Below are 24,833 nucleotides of genomic sequence, written 5' to 3' on the forward strand. Positions count from 1 at the left end.
CGTAGGATTGCGTTTTCCCGGGTGCAAGAGGTGCGGCGGTCCTCCTCCTGGAGGACGATCAAGACGGCCGGAACCCGACCCCAGGGGGATCCGCGTGTCGGTCCGTTGTTCTACGCTCCCCCGCATGTCGTGGACGCGCGGAAGCCTTGCCGTGGCCGCGGTCTGTGTCCTGCTGCTGACCGGATCCGCGGGCTGTGGCACCAGTGATGCCCATGAGGGGCAGGAGGCGACGACCGCGGCGTCGGTCTCCCCGTCGCCCGTGGGCAAGGTCCTCAAGGACACGGACGGCGAAGGCCGGCACTACCGGGAGGTGGAGAAGAAGGGGGCTCCCGAGGTCGGCGTCGAGGTGGAGCCCGAGGCCGACGGCAGCTGGGACGTCCGCCTGAAGGTGGAGAACTTCCGGTTCACGCCCGCCGCCGGGGCGAAGCCGCGGGCGGTCCACGGCCAGGGCGTCGCCCGGCTCTTCGTGGACGACGCGCCGGTCGCCGACCTGCGCACCCCGGCCTACCGCATCCCGGCCGGCTACCTCCCGCACGGCACGCACGAGGTCACCGCCCGGCTGTACGCGGACGACGGCACGGTGTGGGCGGTGGACGGCAAGCCGGTGCAGAGCACGGCGGACGTCACGGCGTCCGAGCCCGCGTCCTGAGTGCCCTGCCCGCGCCCGCCCTCCCTGTGAGTGCATCAGGCATCTTTCTCCGTATCGAGGGGCGAGGTTCACCTGGCCGCGGCGGAAAGGCATCATGAAGTCCGTGCCCCAAGCGACATCCCTCCGTCGTGCGCCCGTGCAGCGGCGCAGTGCCGAACGGCTGACCAGGATTCTCGACGCCTGCGCCGACCTGCTGGACGAGGTCGGCTACGACGACCTGAGCACCCGCGCCGTCGCCGAGCGCGCCGGCGTCCCCATCGGCTCCGTCTACCGCTTCTTCGGCAACAAGCGGCAGATGGCCGACGCGCTCGCGCAGCGCAACCTCGAGCGCTACTCCGAGCGCGTCACGGAGCGGCTCAAGGGGGCCCGCCGGGGGGACTGGCGGGCCGCCATGGACGCCGTGCTCGACGAGTACCTGGCCATGAAGCGCACCGCGCCCGGGTTCTCCCTCGTCGACTTCGGCAACCAGATCCCGGTCGGCGCCCGGCACGCCGAGCCCAACCACCGCGTCGCCGACCGCCTCACCGCCCTGCTCTCCGACTATCTCGTCCGGGAGCCCGACGACGACCTGCGCCGCACCTTCCTGATCGCCGTGGAGACCGCCGACACCCTCGTCCACCTGGCCTTCCGGGTGGATCCGGAGGGCGACGCCAAGGTGATCGACGAGACGCGCGTGCTGCTGCGGTCGTATCTGGCGCGGGTGCTGGACTGAGCGGTCGCCCGAAGACCCCTCCCCTCCCTGCGTACCGGTCGGTATGCTCGGTGGCAGTCCGTGCGTCATCGTTGCCGCCGCTCCAGGAGGACCCGTGTCCCGCACCGCCCTGCGAATCTGCCCCCTGTGCGAGGCCACCTGCGGGCTGACGCTCACCATCGAGGGGACGAAGGTCACCGGCGCCCGCGGGGACCGGGAGGACGTCTTCAGCAAGGGGTTCATCTGCCCCAAGGGCGCCTCCTTCGGCGCGGTCGACGGCGACCCCGACCGGCTCCGGACACCCCTCGTGCGCCGGGACGGCGAACTGCGGGAGGCCACCTGGCAGGAGGCCTTCGACGCCGTGGCCGCCGGGATCCGGCCGGTCGTCGAGCGGTACGGGGCGAACTCCGTCGGTGTCGTCCTCGGCAACCCCAACGTGCACACCATGGCCGGCGCGCTCTACCCGACCGTCCTGATCGCCGGCCTCGGCACCCGCAGCCTCTTCACCGCCTCCACCGTCGACCAGATGCCCAAGCACGTCTCCAGCGGACTGCTCTTCGGCGACGCAAACGCGATCCCGGTGCCGGACCTCGACCACACCGACCATCTCCTGCTGATCGGCGCCAACCCCCTGGAATCCAACGGGAGTCTGTGCACCGCCCCCGACTTCCCCGGCAAGCTCAAGGCGCTCAAGGCCCGCGGCGGCGCCCTCACGGTCATCGACCCGCGCCGCACCCGCACCGCGAAGCTCGCCGACCGGCACATCGCGATCCGGCCGGGCACGGACGCGCTGCTCCTCGCGGCGATGGCGTACACGCTGTTCGAGGAACGCCTGGTGGACCTGGGGGAGTTGGCCCCGCACATCGAGGGCCTCGACGAACTCGCCGAGTCCGTAACGGACTTCACCCCCGAGGCCGTCAGCGCCGCCTGTGACGTGGACGCCGCGCTCATCCGCACCCTGGCCCGCGAACTCGCCGCCGCCCCCACCGCCGCCGTCTACGGCCGCATCGGCAGCTGCACGGTCCCCTACGGCACCCTCGCCAGCTGGCTCGTCGACGTCCTCAACATCCTCACCGGCAACCTGGACCGGCCCGGCGGCGCGCTCTTCCCACAGGCCGCCACCGACCGGAACCCCCGTCCGGCCGGCCCCGGCCACGGCTTCCAGCTCGCCCGCTGGCGCTCCCGGGTGAGCGGGCACCCCGAGGCCAAGGGCGAGCTGCCGCTGTCCGCGCTCGCCGAGGAGATCGACACCGCGACGCCGGAGGGCGAGCCGATCCGCGCGCTCGTCGCCGTCGCCGCCAACCCCGTGCTGTCCGCCCCGGACGGCGACCGGCTCGACAAGGCGCTCGGCTCACTCGACTTCATGGTCAGCGTCGACCCCTACCTCAACGAGACCTCCCGCCACGCCGACGTCGTACTGCCCCCGCCGCCGCCCTCGCAGAGCCCGCACCACGACTTCGCCTTCAACACCCTCGCCGTCCGCAACCAGGTCCGCTACAACCGCGCCCCCGTCCCGCTGGAGCCGGGCCGGATGGCCGAGACCGAGATCCTCGCCCGGCTGACCCTCGCCGCGACCGGCATGCACGGCGCGGACCCGTCGGCCGTCGACGACCTGGTCATCGGCCAGACCCTCGGCAAGGCCGTCCGGGAAGCGCACTCGCCCGTGCACGGCCGCGACCCCCAGGAGCTCGCCTCGCAGCTCACCGGCGAGAGCGGCCCCGAGCGCCGCCTCGACATGATGCTGCGCCTCGGCCCCTACGGCGACGGCTTCGGCGCCCGCCCGGACGGACTGGGCCTGGCCCGGCTGCTCGCCGCCCCGCACGGCATCGACCTCGGGCCGCTGCGCCCCCGTCTGCCCCAGCCGCTGAAGACCCGCAGCGGACGGATCGAACTGCTCCCGCAGCCGATCGTCGACGATCTCCCGCGCCTGCGCGAGGGCCTGCGGCGAGAGCCCGACGGCCTCGTCCTCGTCGGGCGGCGGCATCTGCGGTCCAACAACAGCTGGATGCACAACGTCCCCGCCCTCACCGGCGGCACCAACCGCTGCACCCTGCACATCCACCCCGAGGACGCCGAACGGCTCGGTGTGCGCGACGGGGCGCCGGTGCGGGTGAAGGGCGCCGGGGGAGAGGTCACCGCGCCGGCCGAGGTCACCGACGGCGTGCGCCGGGGCGTCGTCAGCCTGCCGCACGGCTGGGGCCACGACCGACCCGGCACCCGACTCAGCCACGCCGCCGTCGACCCCGGCGTCAACGTCAACCAGCTCCTCGACGGCAGCCTGCTCGACCCCCTGTCCGGCAACGCGGTCCTCAACGGAGTGCCGGTGGAATGCGCCGCGGTACTGACCCTGTGAGCTGAGCAAAGCCGTGACCTGGAGTTTTGCGCTTATTGCTCGCACGTCAACGTCTTGTTAACACCGTTTGAACGGACCTAACGTCAACCCACCGCCGACCCCCAGGTGGGATGTTCAAGGGCGAACGTTAGGTATCCATTCATGTTGACCATCCTCGGCTTCGCCATGATCGCGACCTTCCTGGTCCTGATCATGCTGAAGAAGATGTCGCCGATCGCGGCGCTCGTACTGATCCCGGCATTGTTCTGCGTCTTCGTCGGGAAGGGCGCCAAGCTCGGTGACTACGTCATCGACGGCGTCACCGGCCTCGCCCCCACGGCGGCGATGCTCATGTTCGCGATCGTCTACTTCGGTGTGATGATCGACGTCGGCCTCTTCGACCCGATCGTTCGGGGCATCCTGAAGTTCTGCAAGGCCGACCCGCTGCGCATCGTCGTCGGCACGGCGCTGCTCGCCGCGATCGTCTCCCTGGACGGCGACGGCTCCACCACCTTCATGATCACCGTCTCGGCGATGTACCCGCTGTACAAGCGCCTGAAGATGAGCCTGGTCGTGATGACCGGCGTCGCGGCCATGGCCAACGGCGTCATGAACACGCTGCCCTGGGGCGGGCCGACCGCCCGTGCCGCCACCGCGCTGAAGCTCGACGCCAGCGACATCTTCGTGCCGATGATCCCGGCGCTGGCCGTGGGCCTGCTCTTCGTCATCGCCCTCTCCTACGTCCTCGGCCGCCGCGAGCGCGCCCGGCTCGGCGTGCTGACGCTGGACGAGGCGCTGGTGGACGAGAAGACGCTGGTGGAGGAGAAGGTCGAGCAGACGGAGTCCGTGCTCGTGGGCGCCGGCGGCGGCTCCGGCGCCGACAAGGTCGCTGCCCCGGTCGGAGGTTCCGGCGGCGCCGTCGCGCTCGGCGACGAGGCCGAGGACGAGGACGAGGACGACTTCAAGGGCCTCGACCCGCACCGGGCCACCCTGCGCCCCAAGCTGTACTGGTTCAACGCGCTGCTCACGGTCTCCCTGCTGACCGCCATGATCATGGAGTGGCTGCCGATCCCGGTGCTGTTCCTGCTCGGCGCCGCGCTCGCCCTCACCGTCAACTTCCCGCACATCCCGTCCCAGCGGGAGCGGCTCGCCGCCCACGCCGACAACGTCCTCAACGTCTCCGGCATGGTCTTCGCCGCCGCCGTCTTCACCGGTGTGCTCAAGGGCACCGGAATGGTCGACCACATGGCCAAGTGGATGGTGGACAACATCCCGGACGGCATGGGCCCGCACATGGCGCTCGTCACCGGCGTCCTGAGCCTCCCGCTCACCTACTTCATGTCGAACGACGGCTTCTACTTCGGCGTCCTGCCCGTCCTCGCCGAGGCCGGTGCGGCACACGGTGTCTCCCCGCTGGAGATGGCCCGCGCCTCGCTCGTCGGCCAGCCCCTGCACATGTCCAGCCCGCTGGTCCCGGCCGTCTACGTCCTCGTCGGCATGGCGAAGGTCGAGTTCGGCGACCACACCAGGTTCGTCGTCAAGTGGGCCGCCCTCACCTGCCTGGTGATCCTCGGTGCGGGCATGCTGTTCGGGATCATCTGACCCACCCATGGAGGAACTTGTGAGGCCCGGTAGGAACCGCGGCTGGCTGCTCCGTCTCGTCATCGCCTTCGGCTTCGCGCAGGGGGCGGTGTCGATGGCCCGGCCCGCCGTCTCCTACCGGGCCCTCGCGCTCGGCGCCGACGAGCGGGCGGTCGGCGTCATCGCCGGCGTGTACGCGCTGCTGCCCCTCTTCGCGGCCGTGCCGCTCGGCCGACGCACCGACCACGGCCGCTGCGCGCCCCTGCTGCCCGTCGGCGTGGTCCTCATATCCGGCGGCTGCGTGCTGAGCGGCCTCGCCGGTTCGCTGTGGACGATGGCCCTGTGGAGCGGGGTGATGGGCCTCGGTCACCTCTGCTTCGTCATCGGCTCCCAGTCGCTGGTCGCCCGCCAGTCCGCGCCGCACGAACAGGACCGCAACTTCGGCCACTTCACCATCGGCGCCTCCCTCGGCCAGCTGATCGGCCCCATAGCGGCCGGAGCGCTGATCGGCGGTCCCGACATGGTGGGCAGCAGCGCGCTGGCCCTGCTCGTCGCGGGGGCGGGCTGTGCCGTCGCGTTCACCTCGCTGTGGCGCATCGAACACCGCGACACGCGGCCCAAGTCCCGTACGGGCAACGGCGATCGCGTCCCCGTCGGCCGGATCCTGCACGCCCGGGGCGTCCCCGCCGGCATCCTCATCAGCCTCTCCGTGCTGTCCGCGACCGACATCCTCACCGCCTACCTGCCGGTGGTCGGCGAACACCGGGGCATCGCGCCGTCCGTGATCGGCATCCTGCTCAGCGTCCGCGCGGCGGCCTCCATCGCCTGTCGGCTCGTCCTCACCCCGCTGCTGCGGCTGCTCGGCCGGACCGCGCTGCTCACCGTGACCTGTCTGCTGGCGGCCGTGCTGTGCGCCGGGATCGCGCTTCCGGTGCCGGTCTGGGGGCTGGGCGTGATCCTCGCACTGCTGGGCTTCTGCCTCGGCGTAGGGCAGCCGCTGTCCATGACGACGGTCGTCCAGGCCGCACCCGACGGCGCCCGGTCCACCGCCCTCGCGCTGCGCCTCACCGGCAACCGGCTCGGCCAGGTCGCCGCGCCCGCCGCGGCAGGTCTGGTGGCCGGGGTCGCGGGCGTGGCCGCGCCGTTCGTGATGCTGGGGGTGCTGCTGCTGATGTCGTCCGGGGTCGCGGTGCGGTCGCCGGGAGAGCCGCGCGGGGGAGGGGACTCGGGGGCAACCCCGGCCGGACGGCGCTCCAGATCGGGATTGCGCCGGTCGAGCGATGTCTGACGGCGCGTCGGGCGGCGCTCCCACAGTCGGGGGCGTCGATGTGAAAGAGAGTCAGGTGCAAGAACGATTTGTATGAAAATCGTCCTGACTCGGAGGAATGCGCATGTCCACCTCGACGCTCCCGTCCGCCCGCGGCTCCCGCCTCGGCGCCACGGCCCTCACGGTGCTGGCCGCGGCGGGATTCACCTGCCTCGCCGCGCCGTCCGCCACGGCCGTAGGGGAAGCCGGCGACATCAGGATCCACCGCGAGCAGGTACCCCCAGGCGTCTCCAAGGACGACCCGGTGGCCTGCCGCTTCTACCTCGACGCCGCGAACTTCGCCGACCTCAGGTCCGTCTCCTACACCATCCAGGCGAAGCCCCCCACGGAAGGCACCGCCACCGTGACCGGCACCATCAACCTGACCCAGGGCGCCGGGCACACCGACACGCTGGGGCTGGCCGAGGGCTCGTACACGCTCAGCTGGGACCTTCCCTCCGCCTCGGGCGGGGTCGTCGCCTCGACCAGGGTGAAGGTCTTCAGGATCAACTGCCGTGAGGAGGGGCGCGGCGGGAGCCGGGGTCCGAACCGGCCGATCACGGACGACGGCCGGGAGGCCGCGGCCCCGGGCGGCCGGGGCGGCGGCCGGGCCGACGGCGACGAGACTCCCACCGGCCAGACCGCTGCAGGCCAGACCGGCACCGGCCAGACCGCGGCCGGCGAGACCGCCGCCGGCCAGTCGGCTGCCGATCAGACCACGACGGGTCAGGCTGCGACAGGTCAGGCTGCGACAGGTCAGACCACCACGGGTCAGGCCGCGACGGGTGGGGCCGCGACGGGTGGGGCCGCAACGGGTCAGACCGCCCCGGGTCAGACCGCCACGGGGCAGGGCGCCGGCCAGAGCGGCAGCGCCTGGAGCGGTGAGAAGAGCGGCGGTCCGGAGGGCGGCGTCCACGCGGGCGGCGGCGGCCTCGCCGACACCACGCAGGCCTTCACCCCGCTGGCCGGAGCCGCGGCCGTCGGTCTGGTGGCCGTGGGCGGCGTCGCGTACTTCCGACTGACCCGCCGGCGCACGCACGGTGCCGCGTAGGCGCGCACGCAGGCCCTGGTACCGGACTCGTGCGTTTCGCCTCACCAGGACGGCCGCGCTCGCGGTCGTCCTGGTGACGGCGGGAGTCCGGTGCGGGGGGCACGACGTTCCGGTCGCACCGGCACAGGCCGGGGCCCCGGCCGCCTCGGCCGCCGGGGGCGGCGCCGACGAGGACGAGCGGACGGCGGGCAACAAGGCGTCCGAGCCCCGCAAGCCCCCTCCCCGCCCGCTGCCCAGGTCCCCGGCGACGACCCTGCGCGTGCCCTCGCTGGGCATTGTCGCGCCGATCGTCCCGCTGCGGCTCGGCTCCGACCGGCACCTCGGGACCTCGCCGCTCGACAGGCCCAAGCTCGTCGGCTGGTACGCGGGCGGCCCCACTCCGGGAGAGCGGGGCACGGCCGTCGCCGTCGGACACCGCGACACCAAGACCGGCCCCGCGGTTTTCGCCGGCCTCGCGCGGGTGGCCCGGGGCGCCAGGATCGAGGCCCGGCGCGCGGACGGGCGCACCGCCGTCTACACCGTGGACCGGGTACGGGTCTTCGACAAGGCCACCTTCCCCGACAAGGAGGTCTACGGCCCGACCCGCCGCCCCGAGCTCCGCGTCCTCACCTGTGGCGGCCTCTTCCGCCATGCGACGGGCTACACCAGCAACGTCGTGGTCTTCGCCCATCTGACAGCGACCCGTTGACCCACCGCCCCGCGACCGGCGGCCCCGCCCGGCCGGGACCGCGCCCGCCCGCCGAATCAGGCAGTCCGGTTTCTCGGGTATCGGACGGGGGTGTCCGATTCGGTCCCCTCTCTTCCGCGGGTGCGTACAGTCCGTTAGCTTCCGTGACTCACAAGCCGAGTCTCCGGGACGCTTCTCATGACACGCGCCATCTCTCTGCACGACGTCAGCAAGGTCCATGTCCGAGGCAGCCGGGTCGTGGACCGGCTGTCGTTGGACATCGCGCCCGGCGAGTTCCTCGTGCTGCTGGGCCCCTCCGGGTGCGGGAAGTCCACCGTGCTCAGGATGATCGCGGGGCTGGAGCACATCACCGAGGGCGAGCTGCGGCTCGACGGCGCGTACGCGAACGACCTGGAGCCCTCGGGTCGGGACATCGCGATGGTCTTCCAGAACTTCGCCCTCTATCCGAACATGACCGGCCGCGACAACATCGGCTTCCCGCTGCGCATCGAGACGCCCGGCGCCGACCCGGCCCCGCGCGTGGACGCCACCGCCCGGATGCTCGGCATCGAGGACCTCCTCGACCTCCCCCACTCTCGGCTTCGCTCGAGCGGGGGGACCCCCATCCCCCCCCAGCTCTCCGGCGGCGAGCGGCAGCGGGTCGCCATGGGGCGGGCCATCGCCCGGCACCCCTCCGCCTTTCTGATGGACGAGCCGCTGTCCAACCTCGACGCCAAGCTCCGCAACCATCTGCGGGCCGAGATCTCCAAGCTGACCCGGGAGTTGGGCGTCACGACGGTCTACGTCACACACGACCAGGCCGAGGCCATGTCGCTCGGCGACCGGGTCGCCGTACTGCGCGGCGGAGTCCTCCAGCAGGTGGGCACCCCGCGTGCGGTCTACGCGCTGCCGCGCAACGTCTTCGTCGCCGCCTTCATCGGCACCCCGCGCATCAACCTGCTGCGCGGGGTGGTGCGTGCCCCGCTCGACGGGGCGATGACGATCAGTCTCGGCAAGCAGGCCCTCCGGCTGCCCGAACCCCTCTCCCCGGACCACAAGTTGCTGCGTGTGCAGCAGGGGCGTGAGGTGATCGTCGGACTGCGCTCGGAGGCCGTCCGCATCGCCACGCCCGCCGACGCCCGGCCCGGCGAGACGCACATCACCGGCCTCGTGGAGCACGTCGAGTTCCAGGGACATGAGGTGCTCGTCCACTTCAACACCGGCTCCCGGCCCGCTCTCGTCGAGGATCTGGAGGCCCCGCGGCCCGTCCCGCAGCCGTTGTCGCGGCGGCGTCGCCGCGAGCGCGGCGGGGTGCTCGGCCGGCTGCGGGAGCGCGCGGGCGGCCTGCGCGCCGGGCCGGTCGTGGTCCTGGACGAGCCGTCGGGGAAGGGCCCGTCGCCCGGCGTCCCCGAGAGCCGAGCGCTCGGCGACCTCGTCGTGCGCACCACCCCCGACTACGACCTCCGCCACGGCATGCAGATCCCGCTCCTCGTCGACATCGCCCATCTCTTCGTCTTCGACCAGCACGGCGAGCGCATCAGCCCGGCCCCGGACCGGTTACCGGACCTGGACGACCTGGACGGGTGACGAGGCGTACTCCAGCGCCCCCCGGTGTCCTCTGGTGCCTCAAAACTATCGACGCTAGTTTAGGTCGCGGACGACGAGCACCGCCCGGAGGGAACGCGATGAAGGCACACGACGGCATCTACCTGGACGGCGCATGGCGCCCGGCCGCGGGCCAGGACGTGATCGAGGTCGTCAACCCGGTGGACGAGCAGGTGATCGGCCGGGTCCCGGCGGGCGACGCCGTCGACGTCGACGCCGCCGTACGGGCCGCCCGCGCCGCCCTGCCGGGCTGGGCCGCGACCCCGCCCGCCGAGCGCGCGGCCCGGCTGACCGCACTCCGGGACGTCCTGGTCGCCCGCAAGGAAGAGATCGCCGAGACCGTCACCGCCGAACTCGGCTCGCCCCTGGCCTTCTCCCAGGCGGTCCACGCGGCCGTGCCGATCGCGGTCGCGGGCTCCTACGCCGAACTGGCCGCGACCCACTCCTTCGAGGAGCGGGTCGGCAACTCGACCGTCTTCCACGAGCCGATCGGCGTGGTCGGCGCGATCACCCCCTGGAACTACCCGCTCCACCAGATCGTCGCCAAGGTCGCCCCGGCGCTCGCCGCGGGCTGCACCGTGGTCCTGAAGCCCGCCGAGGACACCCCGCTCACCGCCCAGCTCTTCGCCGAGGCGGTCCATGAGGCGGGCGTCCCGGCCGGCGTCTTCAACCTCGTCACCGGCCTCGGCCCGGTCGCCGGCCAGGCGCTCGCCGAACACCCCGACGTCGACCTGGTCTCCTTCACCGGCTCCACGGCCGTGGGCAAGCGGATCGCCGCGACGGCGGGCGCGGCCGTCAAGAAGGCCGCCCTCGAACTCGGCGGCAAGTCCGCCAACGTCATCCTGCCCGGCGCGGACCTCGCCAAGGCGGTCAACGTCGGCGTCGCCAACGTGATGTCCAACTCGGGCCAGACGTGCAGCGCCTGGACCCGGATGCTCGTCCACCGCGACCAGTACGAGGCGGCGGTCGAGCTCGCCGCGGCGGCGGCCGCCAAGTACGGCGAGCGCATCGGCCCGGTCGTGAGCGCCGCGCAGCAGGCGCGGGTGCGCGGTTACATCGAGAAGGGCGTGGCCGAGGGGGCGCGGCTGGTCGCGGGTGGCCCCGAAGCCCCGCGCGAACAGGGCTACTTCGTCAGCCCCACGGTCTTCCGCGATGTGACCCCCGACATGACCGTCGCCCAGGAGGAGATCTTCGGCCCGGTCCTGACCGTCCTGCGCTACGAGGACGAGGACGACGCCCTGCGGATCGCCAACGGCACGGTGTACGGGCTCGCGGGCTCCGTCTGGGCCGGCGACGAGGCGGCGGCGGTGGCCTTCGCCCGTCGGATGGACACCGGCCAGGTCGACATCAACGGCGGCCGCTTCAACCCCCTCGCCCCCTTCGGCGGCTACAAGCAGTCGGGCGTCGGCCGCGAACTCGGCGCGCACGGTCTCGCCGAGTACCTCCAGACCAAGTCCCTCCAGTTCTAAGGGAGTCAGCCCGCCATGGCCGTCCGAGCCGCCGCCCGACCCCTCGTCCGTGCCGCCGTACTGCCCGCCGTCGGCGCTCCGTTGGAGATCACGGAGATCGACCTTCCGGAGCCCGGCCCCGGCCGGGTCCGCGTCCGGCTCGCCGCCGTCGGCGTCTGTCACTCCGACCTGTCCCTGTCCGACGGCACCATGCGGGTGCCGGTCCCCGCGGTCCTGGGACACGAGGGCGCCGGCACGGTCGTCTCCGTCGGCGAGGGAGTCGAACATTTCGCGCCCGGCGATGGCGTCGTCCTCAACTGGGCTCCGTCCTGCGGACGTTGCCATGCCTGCTCGCTCGGCGAGGTCTGGCTGTGCGCCAACGCCCTCAACGGCGCCGCCGAGGTCTACGCCCGCACGGCGGACGGCGCCGACCTCCACCCGGGCCTGAACGTCGCCGCCTTCGCCGAGGAGACGGTCGTCCCGGCCTCCTGTCTGCTGCCCCTGCCCGACGGCATCCCGCTCACCGACGCGGCCCTCCTCGGCTGCGCGGTGCTCACCGGCTACGGCGCGATCCACCACTCCGCGCGGGTCCGGCCCGGCGAGACGGTCGCCGTCTTCGGCGTCGGCGGGGTCGGCCTGGCCACCCTCCAGGCGGCCCGCATCGCCGGCGCCTCGACGATCGTCGCCGTCGACGTCTCCCCGGAGAAGGAGGAGCTGGCGCGGGCGGCGGGCGCCACCGAGTACGTCGTCGCCTCCGCGCAGACCGCCCGTGAGGTCCGCGCCCTCACCGGGAAGCAGGGCGTCGACGTGGCCGTCGAGTGCGTGGGCCGCGCGGTCACCATCCGCACCGCCTGGGAGTCCACCCGACGCGGCGGCCGCACCACGGTCGTCGGCATCGGCGGCAAGGACCAGCAGGTCACCTTCAACGCGCTGGAACTCTTCCACTGGGGCAGGACCCTGTCCGGCTGCGTGTACGGCAACTCCAACCCGGCCGAGGACCTCCTCGTCCTGGCCGAGCACGTACGGGCCGGCCGCCTGGACCTCTCCGCCCTGGTGACCGAGCGGATCGCCCTGGACGGCATCCCGGCGGCCTTCGACAACATGCTGGCCGGCAAGGGCGGCCGGGCGCTGGTGGTCTTCTAGAAGCCGCCGGGAAGCTTCCGGGAGCCGCTAGGAAGCCTCGCGATCGAGGTCCCGCTCGGGCCGCGGCCCCGGAGCCCGCTCCGGCGCCGCGGCCGGCAGCGCACCTGCCTTCGACCGCGACCGGGACACGGCCACCCCCGCGAGACACAGCGCCCCGCCCGCCAGCGTGAGCGCCCCCGGCACCTCGCCCAGCGCCAGCCACGACATCAGCACGACCAGCGCGGGCACCGCGTACGTCGTCGCTCCCATACGGCTCGCCGTCGTCCGGGCCAGGGCGTACGCCCAGGTGGTGAAGGCGAGCGCGGTCGGGAAGACGCCCAGGTAGACCATGTTGAGCGTCGCCGACAGTGGCGCGTCGGCCGCCTCGTGCGCCAACTGCCCGGCGAACGGCAGACACACCACCGCCCCGACGAGACACCCGAACGTCGTCACCTGCAGCGCGCTCGCCCGGGCCAGCGCCGGCTTCTGTGCGACCACCCCGCCCGCGTAGCCGACGGCGGCGAGCAGACACAGGACCACCCCGAGCACCGACGCGCCGCCCTCGCCCGACATCGACAGCCCCACGGCCACCGCGCCGGTGAACGACACCGCCATCCCGGCCAGCAGCCGCGGCGGCATCGGGTCCCCGAGCAGCCGTGCGCCGAGCAGGGCTATGAGGATCGGCCCGATGTTGACGACCAGGGCCGCCGTCCCCGCGTCCACCTGCTGCTCGCCCCAGTTGAGCACCACCATGTAGAAGCCGAACCACAGCACGCCCGACACGGCGATCCCGCGCCAGGCCGACCTCGGCGGCCACCCCGCACGCCGTACGGCGCAGATGACCCCCAGCACCACGGCCCCGCAGACCAGCCGTCCGAGCGCCAGCGCCCCGGGCGAGTACGCGTCGCCCGCACTGCGGATCGACACGAAGGCGGAGGCCCACAGGACCACGGTCACGGTGGCCGCGGCGCCTGCGAGCAGAGGGGTGTGGCGGGGAGTCATCATTCTCCTGAGACTACGAAGGCGAGGGTCGAAGAGCTCGCGGATTTCGGTCGGCTGCGTCTGCCGGTGCGTGGTCGCCGGTCGTGGCCACGCGGTGGGTCGCCTCAGCGGAGCGAGACGGCCTCGATGCCGAGCAGCTCATGCAGCGCCCGCTCTCCCGACGGAGTCACCTTCACCGCACGCTCCGTGCCGATGCGTACGCACCAGCCCGCGTCGAGGGCGTGCCGGCACAGGGCCGCGCCTGCGGCGCCCGCCAGGTGGGGGCGGCGCTCGGTCCAGTCGAGGCAGGCGCGGGCGAGCGGGCGTCGGGTGGTGAGGTCGAGCGCGATGCCGTTGCCCGCGAACCACCGCAGCCCCGCTTCGGTCAGCCCGACCCGGCCCTCGATGTCCAGCAGTCCCTGGGCCGTGAGGGCGTCGGTGACGGTGATGCCGAGGCGGCCGGCGAGGTGGTCGTAGCAGGTGCGGGCTCGGGCCATCGCCGAGCCGGCGGTCGAGGCGCGCAGGCCGCGCGGACGGTGGGCGGGGTCCGGGGCGACCTCGGCGGCCAGGTCCTCCAGCAGCTGGGCGATCCGGGTGTCGACGAGCCGTACGTACCGGTGCCGCCCCTGTCGTTCCTCGGCCAGCAGACCGCCCGCGACCAGCTTGCCGAGGTGCTCGCTCAGCGTCGACGCGGCCACTCCCGCGTGCCGGGCCAGCTCGCCCGCGGTCCACGCCCGCCCGTCGAGCAGGGCCAGCAGACAGGCGGCCCGGGTCTCGTCGGCGACGAGACCGGCGAGGGCGGCCAGCCCCGGGGCCCGTGCGTCCCGGCGGTTCCCGGTGTCCTTGATGCTCACGTGTTCCAGCATGAGCGACGGACACTTCGGCGTCCGCCGAACGGTGCCCGCCGAACCGTGTCAGCCGAGTTGTTCGAACTGTTGGGCCAGCCCGTCCAGCAGGGCCGTCAGGCCGGTTTCGAACGCGCGCTCGTCGATCTTCTCCTGCTGCTCGGCCAGGAGGTGGGCCTGGCCGAGGTGCGGGTAGTCGGCGGGGTCGTACGCGCTCACGTCGTCGACGAAGCCGCCGGCGAAGGAGCCGAGCGCGGAGCCCATGATGAAGTAGCGCATCAGCGCGCCGATGGAGGTGGCCTGCGAGGGCGGCCAGCCGGCGCGGACCATCGCCCCGTACACCGCGTCGGCGAGGCGCAGTCCGGCGGGGCGGCGGCCGGGGCCCTGGGCGAGTACCGGGACGATGTTCGGGTGGTCGCGCAGGGCGGCCCGGTAGGAGGCGGCCCAGTCGTGCAGCGCGGTCCGCCACTCCCGGCCGTCCTCGAACATCGACAGATCGACCTGGGCGCTCACCGAGTCGGCGACGGCCTCCAGGATCTCGTCCTTGGTGCGGAAGTGGTTGTAGAGCGAGGGCCCGCTCACCCCGAGCTCGGCGGCGAGCCGGCGCGTGGAGACGGCTGCCAGGCCTTCCGCGTCCACGAGCGCCCGTGCGGTCTCGACGATCCGGTCGGTGCTCAGGAGGGGCTTGCGCGGTCGGGCCATGGCGCACATAGTAGGGCTGCGGAACAGAAACTAGCAGTGCTAATTTATGGCGTCGATCCAGCTGATCCGGCTGATCCGAGGGTGCGGGCATTCATGAATCTGGGGCTCAGTGAGGAGCAGGCGGCCGTCCAGCGGCTCGCCAGGGACTTCGTGGAGCGCGAGATCGCCCCGCACGTCGTCGCCTGGGACCGGGCCGAGGAGGTGGACCGGTCCATCGTCAAGAAGCTCGGCGAGGTCGGCTTCCTCGGGCTGACCGTCGACGAGGAGTACGGCGGCTCGGGCGGCGACCATCTCGCCTACTGCCTGGTCACGGAGGAACTCGGCCGCGGGGACTCCTCCGTGCGCGGGATCGTGTCCGTCTCGCTCGGGCTGGTCGCCAAGACGATCGCCGCCTGGGGGAGCGAGGAGCAGAAGCGGCGCTGGCTGCCGGGGCTGACGTCCGGCGAGGCCGTCGGCTGCTTCGGCCTGACCGAACCCGGCACCGGCTCGGACGCGGGCAACCTGACGACCCGCGCGGTCCGCGACGGCGACTCGTATGTCGTCAACGGCGCCAAGACGTTCATCACGAACGGCGCCTGGGCCGACGTCGTCCTGCTCTTCGCCCGCTCGACCGACGCCCCCGGCCACAAGGGCGTCTCCGCCTTCCTCGTGCCGACCGACACACCCGGCCTGACCCGCCGCACCATCCACGGCAAGCTCGGCCTGCGCGGCCAGACGACCGCGGAACTGGTCCTGGACGACGTCCGGGTGCCCGCCTCCGCGCTGCTCGCCCCGGAGGGCAAGGGCTTCTCGGTCGCGATGTCGGCGCTGGCCAAGGGGCGGATGTCGGTCGCGGCGGGGTGCGTCGGCATCGCGCAGGCCGCCCTGGACGCGGCGGTGCGGTACGCGGGCGAGCGCGAGCAGTTCGGCCGGAGCATCGCCCACCACCAGCTCGTCCAGGAGCTGATCAGCGACATCGCGGTCGACGTCGACGCGGCGAGGCTGCTGACCTGGCGGGTGGCCGACCTGATCGACCGGGGTCTGCCCTTCGCCATCGAGTCCTCCAAGGCCAAGCTCTTCGCCTCGGAGGCCGCCGTCCGCGCCGCCAACAACGCCCTCCAGGTCTTCGGCGGCTACGGCTACATCGACGAGTACCCGGCGGGCAAACTCCTGCGCGACGCCCGTGTGATGACCCTCTACGAGGGCACGAGCCAGATCCAGAAGCTGGTCATCGGGCGGGCGCTGACCGGGGTTTCGGCGTTCTGAGTACCTTCTGAGTAGCTCGACGGATGTGACGGGGGGCCTCGTCCGGCGAGGCTTCTCCCATGAGTGACACACCGGTCAAGCAGAACACCGCCGCCTTCTACGGCCAGGCGGTCGCGTCCTTCGCCGTGGCGATGGCGGCGACCGCCATCGGCATCTTCAAGCTGAACGCCGACGCCTGGGTGCGCGGCTTCCTCGCGATCGCCGTCCTCTACCTCGTGACGTCCGCCTTCACCCTCGCCAAGGTGATCAGGGACAAGCAGGACGCGGCGGCCCGGACCTACAGCCCCTTCGAGAAGCTCTGAGCGGACGGAAGCTCTGAGTGGACGGAAGCTCTGAGCAGACGGAAAAGCTCTGAGCGGGCACTCTAAGCGGGCGCTCAGCTTCGGCGGTATGGTGGAGCTCCTGTACCGAGAGGGGCGAACGAGCGATGACTACGGCGGCGGAGACGACCGGCGGCGAGACCGAGCCGTGGGAAGAGGTCACCCCTGACGCGGCCCGGCGGCTGCTCGTCGCCGCCGTGGAGGCCTTCGCCGAGCGCGGCTACCACGCGACGACGACCCGGGACATCGCGGGCCGCGCGGGGATGAGTCCGGCCGCCCTCTACATCCACTACAAGACCAAGGAAGAGCTGCTCCACCGCATCAGCCGGATCGGCCACGACCGCGCGCTGGACATCCTGCGCACGGCGGCCGCCGGCGACGGCGACGCCACCCGGCGTCTCGCGGAGGCGGTGAGCTCCTTCGTGCGCTGGCACGCCGGGCGGCGCACCACCGCGCGGGTGGTCCAGTACGAGCTGGACGCGCTCGGCCCCGAGGCCCGCGCCGAGATCCTCGACCTGCGCCGGCAGGTCGACGCCGAGGTGCGCGGGATCATCGAGGAGGGCGTGGCGAGCGGCGAGTTCGACGTGCCGGACGTACGCGGCACGACCCTCGCCGTGCTGTCCCTCTGCATCGACGTGGCCCGCTGGTTCAACGTCGAAGGCCCCCGCACGCCCGACGAGGTCGGCGCGCTGTACGCCGACCTCGTGCTGCGGATGGTGGGCGCGGCGAAGTAGCGCCTACAGGTAGTACAGGTGGTCCCGGTACTTACAGGTAGTACCGGGACACCGACTCCGCCACGCACACCGGCTTGTCCCCGCCCTCGCGCTCCACCGTGAAGGCGACGCTGACCTGGACGCCGCCGGTGACGTCCTCGACGCCGGTGATCTTCGCGGTGGCGCGCAGCCGCGAGCCGACGGGCACGGGGGAGGGGAAGCGGACCTTGTTCGTCCCGTAGTTGACGCCCATCTTGACGTTCTCGACCTTGATCAGCTGGGGGCCGAAGAGCGGCAGCAGGGACAGGGTGAGGTAGCCGTGCGCGATGGTCGTGCCGAAGGGGCCGGCGGCGGCCTTCTCCGGGTCGACGTGGATCCACTGGTGGTCGCCGGTGGCCTCCGCGAAGAGATCGATCCGCTTCTGGTCGACGTCCAGCCAGTCGGTGTACCCCAACTGCTCGCCCACCGCCGCCTTCAGGTCGTCGGCGGACGTGAAGATCCTCGGCTCTGCCATGTCTGTCGGCCCTCTCGCGTCACTCACTGCCCGGGTCACCAGGTCTTAGGTCTAAGCAACTGCTTAGCATGGTCGGCCGTCGGGTCGATGTCAACGGACTCGGGGTCCGCGGCGGTGGGTAGGGTTCGAGGGGTGCCGCAGATTCCCGAGAAGATCCACGAGCTCACGGTCGGCCAGCTCGCCGCGCGCAGCGGCGCCGCCGTCTCCGCCCTGCACTTCTACGAGTCCAAGGGCCTGATCAGCAGCCGTCGCACGGCGGGCAACCAGCGCCGCTACCACCGCGACGCACTGCGCCGCGTCGCCTTCGTCCGGGCGGCACAACGGGTCGGCATCCCCCTGGCCACCATCCGGGAGGCGCTCGCCGAGCTCCCCGAGGAGCGGACCCCGACCCGCGAGGACTGGGCCCGCCTCTCGGAGGCGTGGCGTGCGGAGCTGGACGAACGCATCAAGCAGCTCAACCGGCTCCGCGACCACCTCACCGACTGCATTGGCTGCGGCTGTCTGTCCCTCGCCACCTGCGTCCTCTCCAACCCGGACGACGTCTTCGGCGAACGGGCCTCGGGCTCACGACTGCTGGTGGAGCGCAAGCGGGGACGGTGAGGGGCTGCTCGAAGGCGGTGAAGGACTGCTCGGGGGTGGCGAGGGCTGCTCGGGGGCGGTGACGGACTACTCGTACTCCGTGCCGCCCTTCCGGGTCAGATACGCCCCGCTCACCGCCTTGGCGATCGCCCGTCCTCCCGTCACCGGGCTGTACCGCTCGACGGCCGGCCGGATCACCACGCCCTCGCGCAGATGCAGCTCACGTCCGGACACCGTCTCGCGGCCGGTCGCGATCTCCAGGACCCGGCCGCTGTCGTACGGCCCCTCGAACAGGCGGGGGACGAGGGGCAGTCGGCCCTCCAGCAGCTCCGCCGCATCCAGCCAGCGCAGCGTCCCGTCGATCTCCGCGGACACGTCGAACACCGCGTATCCAAGGGTGTCGCGTCGCCCGTCCGCGCCGTACGTCAGGTCCTGCACGCCCGCTCCGTACACCTCGCCGAAGATCCCGATCCGACGGGCGCCCAGTCGCTCGGCGAGCCCGGCCGCCGCCTCGGCGACCCGGTGGCCCCGCACGGCACGCCAGTACAGGTTGCGAGGGTCCTCCGCCAGGGCGAGGGACTTCGCGCCGAAGCCCTTCGAGGAGACGTACACCCGCTCCTCGTCCGCGACGTACGTCAGCAGGCACGCCGTGCCGTGCAGTTTCTCGGTCAGGACCACCGGCTCGCCGGGTTCGAAGATGTCGGGGTAGCGCTGGATGTTCTCGATGTCGACCCACGGCAGCAGATCCAGGGCCGCCTCGACCTCGCCGCTCATGGTCGGCGGGATCGGCGGCACCCACTTGACGATGCCGAGCCGCTCCGCGAAGTCGGCGCCCTCGGCCGCGGCGAGCGCCAGGTCGACGTCCGCCAGTGCCTTCGGGCGGCACACGATCCCCTGTGACAGCTCGCCCCGCAGCCGCACCGCCTTCACCCGGTCCGACCTGCTGCCCGCCAGCCGCCCGGTCAGCCCCAGCTCCTCGACCAGCCCGGTGGGGAGCACCGACTGCTCGGGGATGTAGAGGGCGGCCTCGCCGGTTCGGTAGGCGCCCTTCGCGACGACGGCCCGATACAGGCCGACCTGGGCCAGTTCGAGGGCGTCCGCGTTGGGGTGTTCGTGGATGGTCAGCACTTCGGCGGTGACGCGCAGCGTCGACATCAGGGGCTCCTTCAGGACCGGGTACGGCTTCCTCGGCCGGGTTTCATCCCCCCGACTGTGCCCGCCGGGAAACGGATGGAGCGACCCGATTAACCCCTGCTACCGTCCCCGTCCACGCCAACCGACCGTCGGACACGGCCTGTTCCGGACCTGCCGGGTCGGCGCCCGTCGGGTCCGCACCCGTCGGATCGGCACCGTCGGCTCAGCACCCGCCGGGTCGGCTGAGCGGCTCGGTGCACGTCAGGGTGAACGTCTCGGTGGAACAGGGGGTGCGGCATCCCCGGCGCACCCCCGTCGTACTCTCAGGCCGGCCGTGGGCCGACCTTGGGCAGAGACAGGGCCGGTGTCAGGGCCTCAGGCCGACACCAGCAGCCGCCCGCGCCTGGCGTAGGCCAGGGCTTCGGGGGTGAGTACGGGGCGCGGTACGAGGATTCCGCAGTCCGCGCAGACCGGACCCGCCGACGGTTCGTGATCCAGCTCGTACTTCCACGGGAGCCGCTCGCCGCCGCACACCGGGCAGCCCGAGCCCGGTTCCCGCTTCAGCGCGGAGATCAGCCTGCGCAGTACCTCGGCCAGCGACTCACGGGGGTGAAGTCGCGGGTCGTCGCACCAGGCGACGCCGAAGCCGCCCCAGGTCAGCCGGTGCCAGTCGTCCACACTGCCGGGCCTGCGCAACCCGCCGTGCTTCTCCTTCCTGCGGCGCTCGGCGAACTCGACCTCATAGGCCAGCCACACCGCCCGCGCCTCCTCCAGCTCGTCCAGCGCGGCCACGAGCCGCGCTGGGTCGGGGGAGCGGTCCTCCGGACCGAACCCGGCGCGTGAGCAGAGGTGGTCCCAGGTCGCCCTGTGCCCGTAGGGGGCGAACCGCTCGAGGCACTTACGCAGCGAATACCGCCGCAGCGCCAGATCGCACCGAGGGTCTCGCACCTGTCTTGCCAGACTTCGGAAACCCGCCATCGCCTTGCACCTCCGTCACATCTGCACCTGTACTTCGGTCACTTCGGCGTCGTCGTACGGACGTCGTCGAATAGACGTATCGACATGCGATTCGGCTCCATCCGATTTTCCGATGACCTCCCCCTGCCGAAAACTTGACGCATGTTCATCTTCAAACCCGGGGATACCGCCGGTAACCTTCCGCCGACCCCCCTGTCGCTAGGAGCAGCCGATGCCACGGCGAACCCCCCGAACAACTCTCGACAGACTGAGAACTCCCGGCAGATTCCCCGGGTTCCTGAAGACCGCCTCCGTATGCGCGCTGATTGCCGGACTTTTGTCGCCGCTTTCCCAAGCGGCGGTCGCCGCCGAGGTCACGGCCGCGAACGACTACTGCGGCGGACAGTGCTCCGACATCCTGCCGCCCGGCGAGAACGGCAACGCGACCCTCGCCCAGATCCTCCTCAACCAGGCTTTCGGCACCCAGCCCGAGCACGCCGAGGACCAGCTGGGCCCCTACGCCAACCTGGCCAAGGGCTACTCCACGCTCACCAACGCCACGATCAACACGTTCTTCAACGACGCGTCGTTCGGAGTCTCCGCCGATCAAGTCGCCTCCACTCTCAGTCCCGCCGGCCGTACGGACGTGACGATCGTCCGGGACAAGAAGACGGGCGTCCCGCACATCACCGGTACCACCAGATACGGCACGGAGTTCGGCGCCGGATATGCGGCCGCCCAGGACCGGCTGTGGCTGATGGACGTCTTCCGCCATGTCGGCCGCGGCCAGGTCACCACGTTCGCCGGCGGCGACCCGTCCAACCAGGGTCTTGAACAGCAGTTCTGGCGCAACGCTCCGTACACCGAGGCAGACCTCCAGGCCCAGATCGACAACGCCGTCGCGAACAACGGCACCCGCGGCCAACAGGCACTCGCCGACGCCAACGCCTATCTGGCCGGCGTCAACGCCTATATCGACGCCTCCGACAGCGGCCGCTACTTCCCCGGTGAATACGTCCTGACCGGACACAAGGACTCAATCACCAACGCCGGCACCATCGACCACTTCAAGATCACCGACCTGGTGGCGCTGGCCTCGGTCATCGGCGCGCTCTTCGGCTCCGGCGGCGGAGGCGAGGTCAACAACGCCGTCTCACTGCTCGCCGCACAGGAGAAATACGGCGTCACGCAGGGCACCCAGGTCTGGGAGGCGTTCCGCGAACGCAACGACCCCGAGGCCGTCCTCACCGTCCACGACGGCGAGAGCTTCCCGTACGCCGCCAAGCCCGCGAGCCCGCAGGGCGCGGCGCTGCCCGACGCCGGCTCGGTGACCACGGAGCCGCTGATCTACGACGCGACGGGCACCGGCGGCGACGCGAGCGCGAGCGCCGCCTCCGCCACGGCGACCGCGACCGCCCTGAGCTCGGCCAAGCGCGGCATGTCCAACGCCCTTGTGGTGAGCGGCAGTGCCACGGCCAGCGGACATCCGATCGCCGTCTTCGGACCGCAGACCGGCTACTTCGCCCCGCAGCTGCTCATGCTCCAGGAGATCCAGGGCCCGGGCATCAGCGCCCGCGGCGCCTCCTTCGCGGGGCTGAGCATGTACGTCGAACTCGGCCGCGGCCAGGACTACTCGTGGAGCGCCACGACCTCCGGCCAGGACATCATCGACACCTACGCGGTCGAGCTGTGCCAGGACGACTTCCACTACCTGTACCGCGGCGTCTGCACGGCCATGGACGTGGTGGAGCAGAAGAACGCCTGGAAGCCGACCACCGCGGACGACACGGCCGTGGGCTCGTACACGATGCGCGTCTACCGCACCAAGTACGGTCCCGTGGAGTACCGGGCGACCGTGGGCGGCAAGAAGGTCGCCTACACCACCCTGCGCTCCTCGTTCATGCACGAGGCCGACTCGATCATCGGCTTCCAGATGCTGAACGACCCGGACTACGTCAAGAGCCCGCAGACCTTCCAGAGCGCGGTGCAGCACATCAACTACACCTTCAACTGGTTCTACGCCGACTCCACCCACACCGCGTACTACAACAGCGGCGACAACCCGGTGCGCGCGAGCGGCGTCGACGCCGAGTTCCCGGTGTGGGCGCAGGCGGCGTACGAGTGGAAGAACTGGGTGCCGGCCACCAACACGGCCGAGTACACGCCGGCCTCGGCGCACCCCAACTCCATCGACCAGGACTACTACATCTCCTGGAACAACAAACAGGCCCTGGACTACTCGACGGCCTCCTGGGGCGACGGGTCGGTGCACCGCGGCAACCTGCTCGAGGACCGGGTGAAGAAGCTGGTCGCGGCCGGCGGCGTCACACGCGCGTCCTTGACGAAGGCGATGGCGGACGCGGCGCTCGCGGACCTGCGCGCCGAGGACGTCCTGCCGGACCTGCTGAAGGTGATCAACAGCTCCACGGTCACGGACACCACCGCGGCCGCGGCCGTGACCAAACTCCAGACCTGGCTCACGGCGGGCGGCAAGCGCACGGAGACCACGGCGGGCTCGAAGACCTACGCCAACGCCGACGCGATCCGCATCCTGGACGCCTGGTGGCCGCTGCTGGTCAAGGCCGAGTTCGAACCCGGCCTCGGCACCGCCCTGTACACCGCGTTCACCGCCAACCTGCCCATCGACGAGGCCCCGTCCGCGGCCCACGGTCCGACCGGGGCGCACGCCGGAAGCTCCTTCCAGTACGGCTGGTGGAGCTACGTCGACAAGGACATCCGGGCCGTGCTCGGCGAGTCGGTACAGGGCGGGCTGCCGCAGAAGTACTGCGGCGGCGGCACCGTCACCGGCTGCCGGGACGTCCTCATCAGCACCCTGAAGACGGCGGCCGGCCTGACCGCGGCCCAGGTCTACCCGGGCGACGACCTGTGCGCGGCCGGCAACCAGTGGTGCGCCGACTCGATCGTCCAGCGCACTCTGGGCGGCATCAAGCACGGCAACATCAGCTGGCAGAACCGGCCCACCTTCCAGCAGGTGGTGGAGTTCACCTCGCACCGGTGAGCCCGTGAAGGACGGCGGCGGGCCGTGTCCTCAGCGGATGCGGCCCGCCGCCAGCACCACCCGCGCCAGCTCGGGGTGCACGATGTCACTGTGCGCCCCGGCCGGCGCCCCACCGCGGCGGACCACCGCGGACGCGTCGACGTTCACACAGCCCGCGGCCGGCAGCCGTCCGGCCAGCGCCTCGGCGAGCGTGCACGCTCGCGTACCCGGCACCGCCTGCACCCCGTCGTGCCCCATCGCACCCCACTTGGCGCCCAGCACGCTCCCGACGCCGAACTCCTCGGCCATCCCCTGTGCGTCGCCCGCCATCCGGGAGGCCAGTGGGTACATCGTGGTCAGCGCCTGGTCGAAGGAGGAGTAGCAGCACACCAGAGGGCCGTCGATACGGTTCTGCTGCCCCTGCAGCACGCCCCCCGCGCGCGTGTCGTGCGGCAGCCGCGCGGAGAACGCGTAGTGCGAGAAGGCCCCTTGGAGCAGCGTCACCGACTTCACGGTGCGCACGCCCTCGGGCAGTCCGCGCAGCGCGAACGACACCAGCCGCCCGCCGAAGCTGTGCCCCACCAGATGCACCCGGACGCCGGGCGCCACCGCCGCCAGCCGGCCGATGAACGGGCCGAGTCCCCGTTCGCCGACCGTCCCCGCGCGCCGCTTCATCGCGTAGTAGGTCGCCTGCCGCAGCAACTCGTGTGCCCCGTCCCACGGATTGGGAAGGCTGAACTCCTGGACGCCCGAAGGGGATTCGAGTCCGGCCAGGGCGCGTGCGAACTCCTCGCAGGCCGCCGCCGTCGAGCCGGTGAACATCTCCGGCTCGTCCTGCGGCACCCCTTCCGCCAGCGTGTCCGCCGCGAACAGCGCCTGCGGCCCCGGCGGCACCACGTCCACGAGCAGCCGCACCAGCCGCCCGAACTCCTCCAGCTCGGCCTCCTCGGGCGGCCGCTGCTCCAGCATCCGCCCGATCTGGTCGACCACCGTGGCCCGGCCCGGGAACGTCTCCAGGAGGGCGTGCCGAGTGTCCTCGTCCAGTGCCGGGCGGTGCGCCAGGTCGGCCGCCACGGACCGCGGGAAGTCGGGGATCGGCTCGTCCGAGAACCGCATCGACGGCCACACGACGCCGACGTAACCGATCTTCGCCGCCGGGACCAGACCGGGGATCGGGGCGAAGAAGCGGCTGTAGAGGCGGGTCGCGCCGGAGCGGTCGCTGTTCCAGCCGTGCGAGAAGACGATCAGATCCTGGACGCCGCGCCGCTTCACCTCGGTCAGCAGCCGGTTCCGCCGCGCGCCGTCGACGTCCCCGTCGGCGTCGAAGGTCAGTTCCCAGTAGGGAGTCACACTCATCGCCGGATCCGCCATGACAGGCCCCCTCGTCCCCCGA

The 24,833-nt window shown here is 71.9% G+C and carries 22 protein-coding genes; 15 read left to right on the forward strand and 7 right to left on the reverse strand.

From position 1 onward, the window contains the following. The first annotated feature begins 124 nt into the window (after window positions 1–124). From ABZ725_RS33795 to ABZ725_RS33840, 10 genes are all read left to right on the forward strand, one after another. On the forward strand, window positions 125–649 hold the full coding sequence (locus ABZ725_RS33795) for a hypothetical protein (protein ID WP_358806292.1): 525 nt from the start codon (window positions 125–127) through the stop codon (window positions 647–649). A 94-nt stretch (window positions 650–743) separates the two neighbouring features. Next, complete coding sequence (locus ABZ725_RS33800) at window positions 744–1,361, forward strand: TetR/AcrR family transcriptional regulator (protein WP_358806293.1); 618 nt, start codon at window positions 744–746, stop codon at window positions 1,359–1,361. Between the two features lie 94 nt (window positions 1,362–1,455). Continuing rightward, entirely contained in the window at window positions 1,456–3,693 is a 2,238-nt protein-coding gene (locus tag ABZ725_RS33805) for a molybdopterin oxidoreductase family protein (RefSeq protein WP_358806294.1), read from the forward strand. Window positions 3,694–3,834: 141 nt separating this feature from the next. After that, the gene (locus ABZ725_RS33810; RefSeq protein ID WP_358806295.1) at window positions 3,835–5,274 is read left to right on the forward strand and encodes a citrate:proton symporter; all 1,440 of its coding nucleotides are present in this window, start codon (window positions 3,835–3,837) and stop codon (window positions 5,272–5,274) included. Window positions 5,275–5,293: 19 nt separating this feature from the next. After that, complete coding sequence (locus ABZ725_RS33815; protein ID WP_358806296.1) at window positions 5,294–6,541, forward strand: MFS transporter; 1,248 nt, start codon at window positions 5,294–5,296, stop codon at window positions 6,539–6,541. Window positions 6,542–6,644: 103 nt separating this feature from the next. Continuing rightward, window positions 6,645–7,610 (forward strand): hypothetical protein, encoded by a 966-nt coding sequence (locus tag ABZ725_RS33820; protein ID WP_358806297.1) that lies wholly within the window; start codon window positions 6,645–6,647, stop codon window positions 7,608–7,610. Further along, window positions 7,600–8,298, forward strand: a complete 699-nt coding sequence (locus ABZ725_RS33825) for a class F sortase (protein ID WP_358806298.1) — start codon at window positions 7,600–7,602, stop codon at window positions 8,296–8,298. Before ABZ725_RS33820 ends, ABZ725_RS33825 begins: the two co-directional genes overlap by 11 nt. Window positions 8,299–8,475: 177 nt before the next feature. Beyond that, complete coding sequence (locus ABZ725_RS33830; protein ID WP_358806299.1) at window positions 8,476–9,864, forward strand: ABC transporter ATP-binding protein; 1,389 nt, start codon at window positions 8,476–8,478, stop codon at window positions 9,862–9,864. A 98-nt stretch (window positions 9,865–9,962) separates the two neighbouring features. Beyond that, on the forward strand, window positions 9,963–11,351 hold the full coding sequence (locus ABZ725_RS33835; protein ID WP_358806300.1) for an aldehyde dehydrogenase family protein: 1,389 nt from the start codon (window positions 9,963–9,965) through the stop codon (window positions 11,349–11,351). 15 nt (window positions 11,352–11,366) lie between these two features. Next, window positions 11,367–12,473 (forward strand): Zn-dependent alcohol dehydrogenase, encoded by a 1,107-nt coding sequence (locus ABZ725_RS33840; RefSeq protein ID WP_358806301.1) that lies wholly within the window; start codon window positions 11,367–11,369, stop codon window positions 12,471–12,473. A 27-nt stretch (window positions 12,474–12,500) separates the two neighbouring features. Here ABZ725_RS33840 and ABZ725_RS33845 read toward each other — a convergent pair whose 3' ends face one another. From ABZ725_RS33845 to ABZ725_RS33855, 3 genes are all read right to left on the reverse strand, one after another. Further along, the gene (locus ABZ725_RS33845; protein WP_358806420.1) at window positions 12,501–13,454 is read right to left on the reverse strand and encodes a DMT family transporter; all 954 of its coding nucleotides are present in this window, start codon (window positions 13,452–13,454) and stop codon (window positions 12,501–12,503) included. A 104-nt stretch (window positions 13,455–13,558) separates the two neighbouring features. Then, complete coding sequence (locus ABZ725_RS33850) at window positions 13,559–14,299, reverse strand: winged helix-turn-helix domain-containing protein (protein ID WP_358806302.1); 741 nt, start codon at window positions 14,297–14,299, stop codon at window positions 13,559–13,561. 48 nt (window positions 14,300–14,347) lie between these two features. Beyond that, window positions 14,348–14,980, reverse strand: coding sequence for a TetR/AcrR family transcriptional regulator (locus tag ABZ725_RS33855; RefSeq protein WP_358806303.1), 633 nt, complete (start codon window positions 14,978–14,980; stop codon window positions 14,348–14,350). 93 nt (window positions 14,981–15,073) lie between these two features. On the opposite strand from ABZ725_RS33855, the gene ABZ725_RS33860 reads away from it, so the two are divergent. The 3 genes from ABZ725_RS33860 to ABZ725_RS33870 all read left to right on the forward strand — a co-directional run bounded on the left by ABZ725_RS33860 (window position 15,074) and on the right by ABZ725_RS33870 (window position 17,279). After that, the gene (locus ABZ725_RS33860; protein WP_358806304.1) at window positions 15,074–16,225 is read left to right on the forward strand and encodes an acyl-CoA dehydrogenase family protein; all 1,152 of its coding nucleotides are present in this window, start codon (window positions 15,074–15,076) and stop codon (window positions 16,223–16,225) included. A gap of 59 nt (window positions 16,226–16,284) precedes the next feature. Beyond that, window positions 16,285–16,527 carry a YiaA/YiaB family inner membrane protein gene (locus tag ABZ725_RS33865; RefSeq protein ID WP_351914245.1) on the forward strand — a complete coding sequence of 81 codons (243 nt, stop codon included), beginning with the start codon at window positions 16,285–16,287 and terminating at the stop codon, window positions 16,525–16,527. 125 nt (window positions 16,528–16,652) lie between these two features. Next, window positions 16,653–17,279: a TetR/AcrR family transcriptional regulator gene (locus ABZ725_RS33870; protein ID WP_358806305.1), complete on the forward strand. Its 627-nt coding sequence runs from the start codon at window positions 16,653–16,655 to the stop codon at window positions 17,277–17,279. A 31-nt stretch (window positions 17,280–17,310) separates the two neighbouring features. On the opposite strand, the gene ABZ725_RS33875 is transcribed toward ABZ725_RS33870, so the two are convergent. Continuing rightward, window positions 17,311–17,772: a MaoC family dehydratase gene (locus tag ABZ725_RS33875; RefSeq protein WP_351914242.1), complete on the reverse strand. Its 462-nt coding sequence runs from the start codon at window positions 17,770–17,772 to the stop codon at window positions 17,311–17,313. 132 nt (window positions 17,773–17,904) lie between these two features. Here ABZ725_RS33875 and soxR point away from each other — a divergent pair, with 132 nt between their 5' ends. Continuing rightward, the gene (soxR, locus tag ABZ725_RS33880; protein ID WP_358806306.1) at window positions 17,905–18,372 is read left to right on the forward strand and encodes a redox-sensitive transcriptional activator SoxR; all 468 of its coding nucleotides are present in this window, start codon (window positions 17,905–17,907) and stop codon (window positions 18,370–18,372) included. A gap of 66 nt (window positions 18,373–18,438) precedes the next feature. On the opposite strand, the gene ABZ725_RS33885 is transcribed toward soxR, so the two are convergent. Beyond that, entirely contained in the window at window positions 18,439–19,506 is a 1,068-nt protein-coding gene (locus ABZ725_RS33885) for an RNA ligase (ATP) (protein WP_358806307.1), read from the reverse strand. A 354-nt stretch (window positions 19,507–19,860) separates the two neighbouring features. Next, window positions 19,861–20,463: a hypothetical protein gene (locus ABZ725_RS33890; RefSeq protein ID WP_351914237.1), complete on the reverse strand. Its 603-nt coding sequence runs from the start codon at window positions 20,461–20,463 to the stop codon at window positions 19,861–19,863. A 211-nt stretch (window positions 20,464–20,674) separates the two neighbouring features. Between ABZ725_RS33890 and ABZ725_RS33895 the strand changes: the two genes are divergently transcribed. Continuing rightward, window positions 20,675–23,461, forward strand: a complete 2,787-nt coding sequence (locus ABZ725_RS33895) for a penicillin acylase family protein (protein WP_358806308.1) — start codon at window positions 20,675–20,677, stop codon at window positions 23,459–23,461. Between the two features lie 30 nt (window positions 23,462–23,491). Here ABZ725_RS33895 and ABZ725_RS33900 read toward each other — a convergent pair whose 3' ends face one another. After that, the gene (locus ABZ725_RS33900) at window positions 23,492–24,811 is read right to left on the reverse strand and encodes a serine-threonine protein kinase (RefSeq protein ID WP_358806309.1); all 1,320 of its coding nucleotides are present in this window, start codon (window positions 24,809–24,811) and stop codon (window positions 23,492–23,494) included. Window positions 24,812–24,833: the final 22 nt, after the last annotated feature.

Origin of the sequence: Streptomyces sp. NPDC006872 (assembly GCF_040635845.1) — a bacterium.
GTDB lineage: Bacteria > Actinomycetota > Actinomycetes > Streptomycetales > Streptomycetaceae > Streptomyces.

Bases quoted from the DNA above. Each gene is read 5' to 3' on its own strand.
- ABZ725_RS33865 (WP_351914245.1), top strand. From the start codon at position 16,285: ATGAGTGACACACCGGTCAAGCAGAACACCGCCGCCTTCTACGGCCAG.
- ABZ725_RS33820 (WP_358806297.1), top strand. From the start codon at position 6,645: ATGTCCACCTCGACGCTCCCGTCCGCCCGCGGCTCCCGCCTCGGCGCC.
- ABZ725_RS33835 (WP_358806300.1), top strand. From the start codon at position 9,963: ATGAAGGCACACGACGGCATCTACCTGGACGGCGCATGGCGCCCGGCC.
- ABZ725_RS33800 (WP_358806293.1), top strand. From the start codon at position 744: ATGAAGTCCGTGCCCCAAGCGACATCCCTCCGTCGTGCGCCCGTGCAG.
- ABZ725_RS33795 (WP_358806292.1), top strand. From the start codon at position 125: ATGTCGTGGACGCGCGGAAGCCTTGCCGTGGCCGCGGTCTGTGTCCTG.
- ABZ725_RS33900 (WP_358806309.1), bottom strand. From the start codon at position 24,811: ATGGCGGATCCGGCGATGAGTGTGACTCCCTACTGGGAACTGACCTTC.
- ABZ725_RS33895 (WP_358806308.1), top strand. From the start codon at position 20,675: ATGCCACGGCGAACCCCCCGAACAACTCTCGACAGACTGAGAACTCCC.
- ABZ725_RS33850 (WP_358806302.1), bottom strand. From the start codon at position 14,299: ATGCTGGAACACGTGAGCATCAAGGACACCGGGAACCGCCGGGACGCA.
- ABZ725_RS33840 (WP_358806301.1), top strand. From the start codon at position 11,367: ATGGCCGTCCGAGCCGCCGCCCGACCCCTCGTCCGTGCCGCCGTACTG.
- ABZ725_RS33855 (WP_358806303.1), bottom strand. From the start codon at position 14,980: ATGGCCCGACCGCGCAAGCCCCTCCTGAGCACCGACCGGATCGTCGAG.
- ABZ725_RS33810 (WP_358806295.1), top strand. From the start codon at position 3,835: ATGTTGACCATCCTCGGCTTCGCCATGATCGCGACCTTCCTGGTCCTG.
- ABZ725_RS33875 (WP_351914242.1), bottom strand. From the start codon at position 17,772: ATGGCAGAGCCGAGGATCTTCACGTCCGCCGACGACCTGAAGGCGGCG.
- ABZ725_RS33830 (WP_358806299.1), top strand. From the start codon at position 8,476: ATGACACGCGCCATCTCTCTGCACGACGTCAGCAAGGTCCATGTCCGA.
- ABZ725_RS33890 (WP_351914237.1), bottom strand. From the start codon at position 20,463: ATGGCGGGTTTCCGAAGTCTGGCAAGACAGGTGCGAGACCCTCGGTGC.
- ABZ725_RS33845 (WP_358806420.1), bottom strand. From the start codon at position 13,454: ATGACTCCCCGCCACACCCCTCTGCTCGCAGGCGCCGCGGCCACCGTG.
- ABZ725_RS33870 (WP_358806305.1), top strand. From the start codon at position 16,653: ATGACTACGGCGGCGGAGACGACCGGCGGCGAGACCGAGCCGTGGGAA.
- ABZ725_RS33860 (WP_358806304.1), top strand. From the start codon at position 15,074: ATGAATCTGGGGCTCAGTGAGGAGCAGGCGGCCGTCCAGCGGCTCGCC.
- ABZ725_RS33885 (WP_358806307.1), bottom strand. From the start codon at position 19,506: ATGTCGACGCTGCGCGTCACCGCCGAAGTGCTGACCATCCACGAACAC.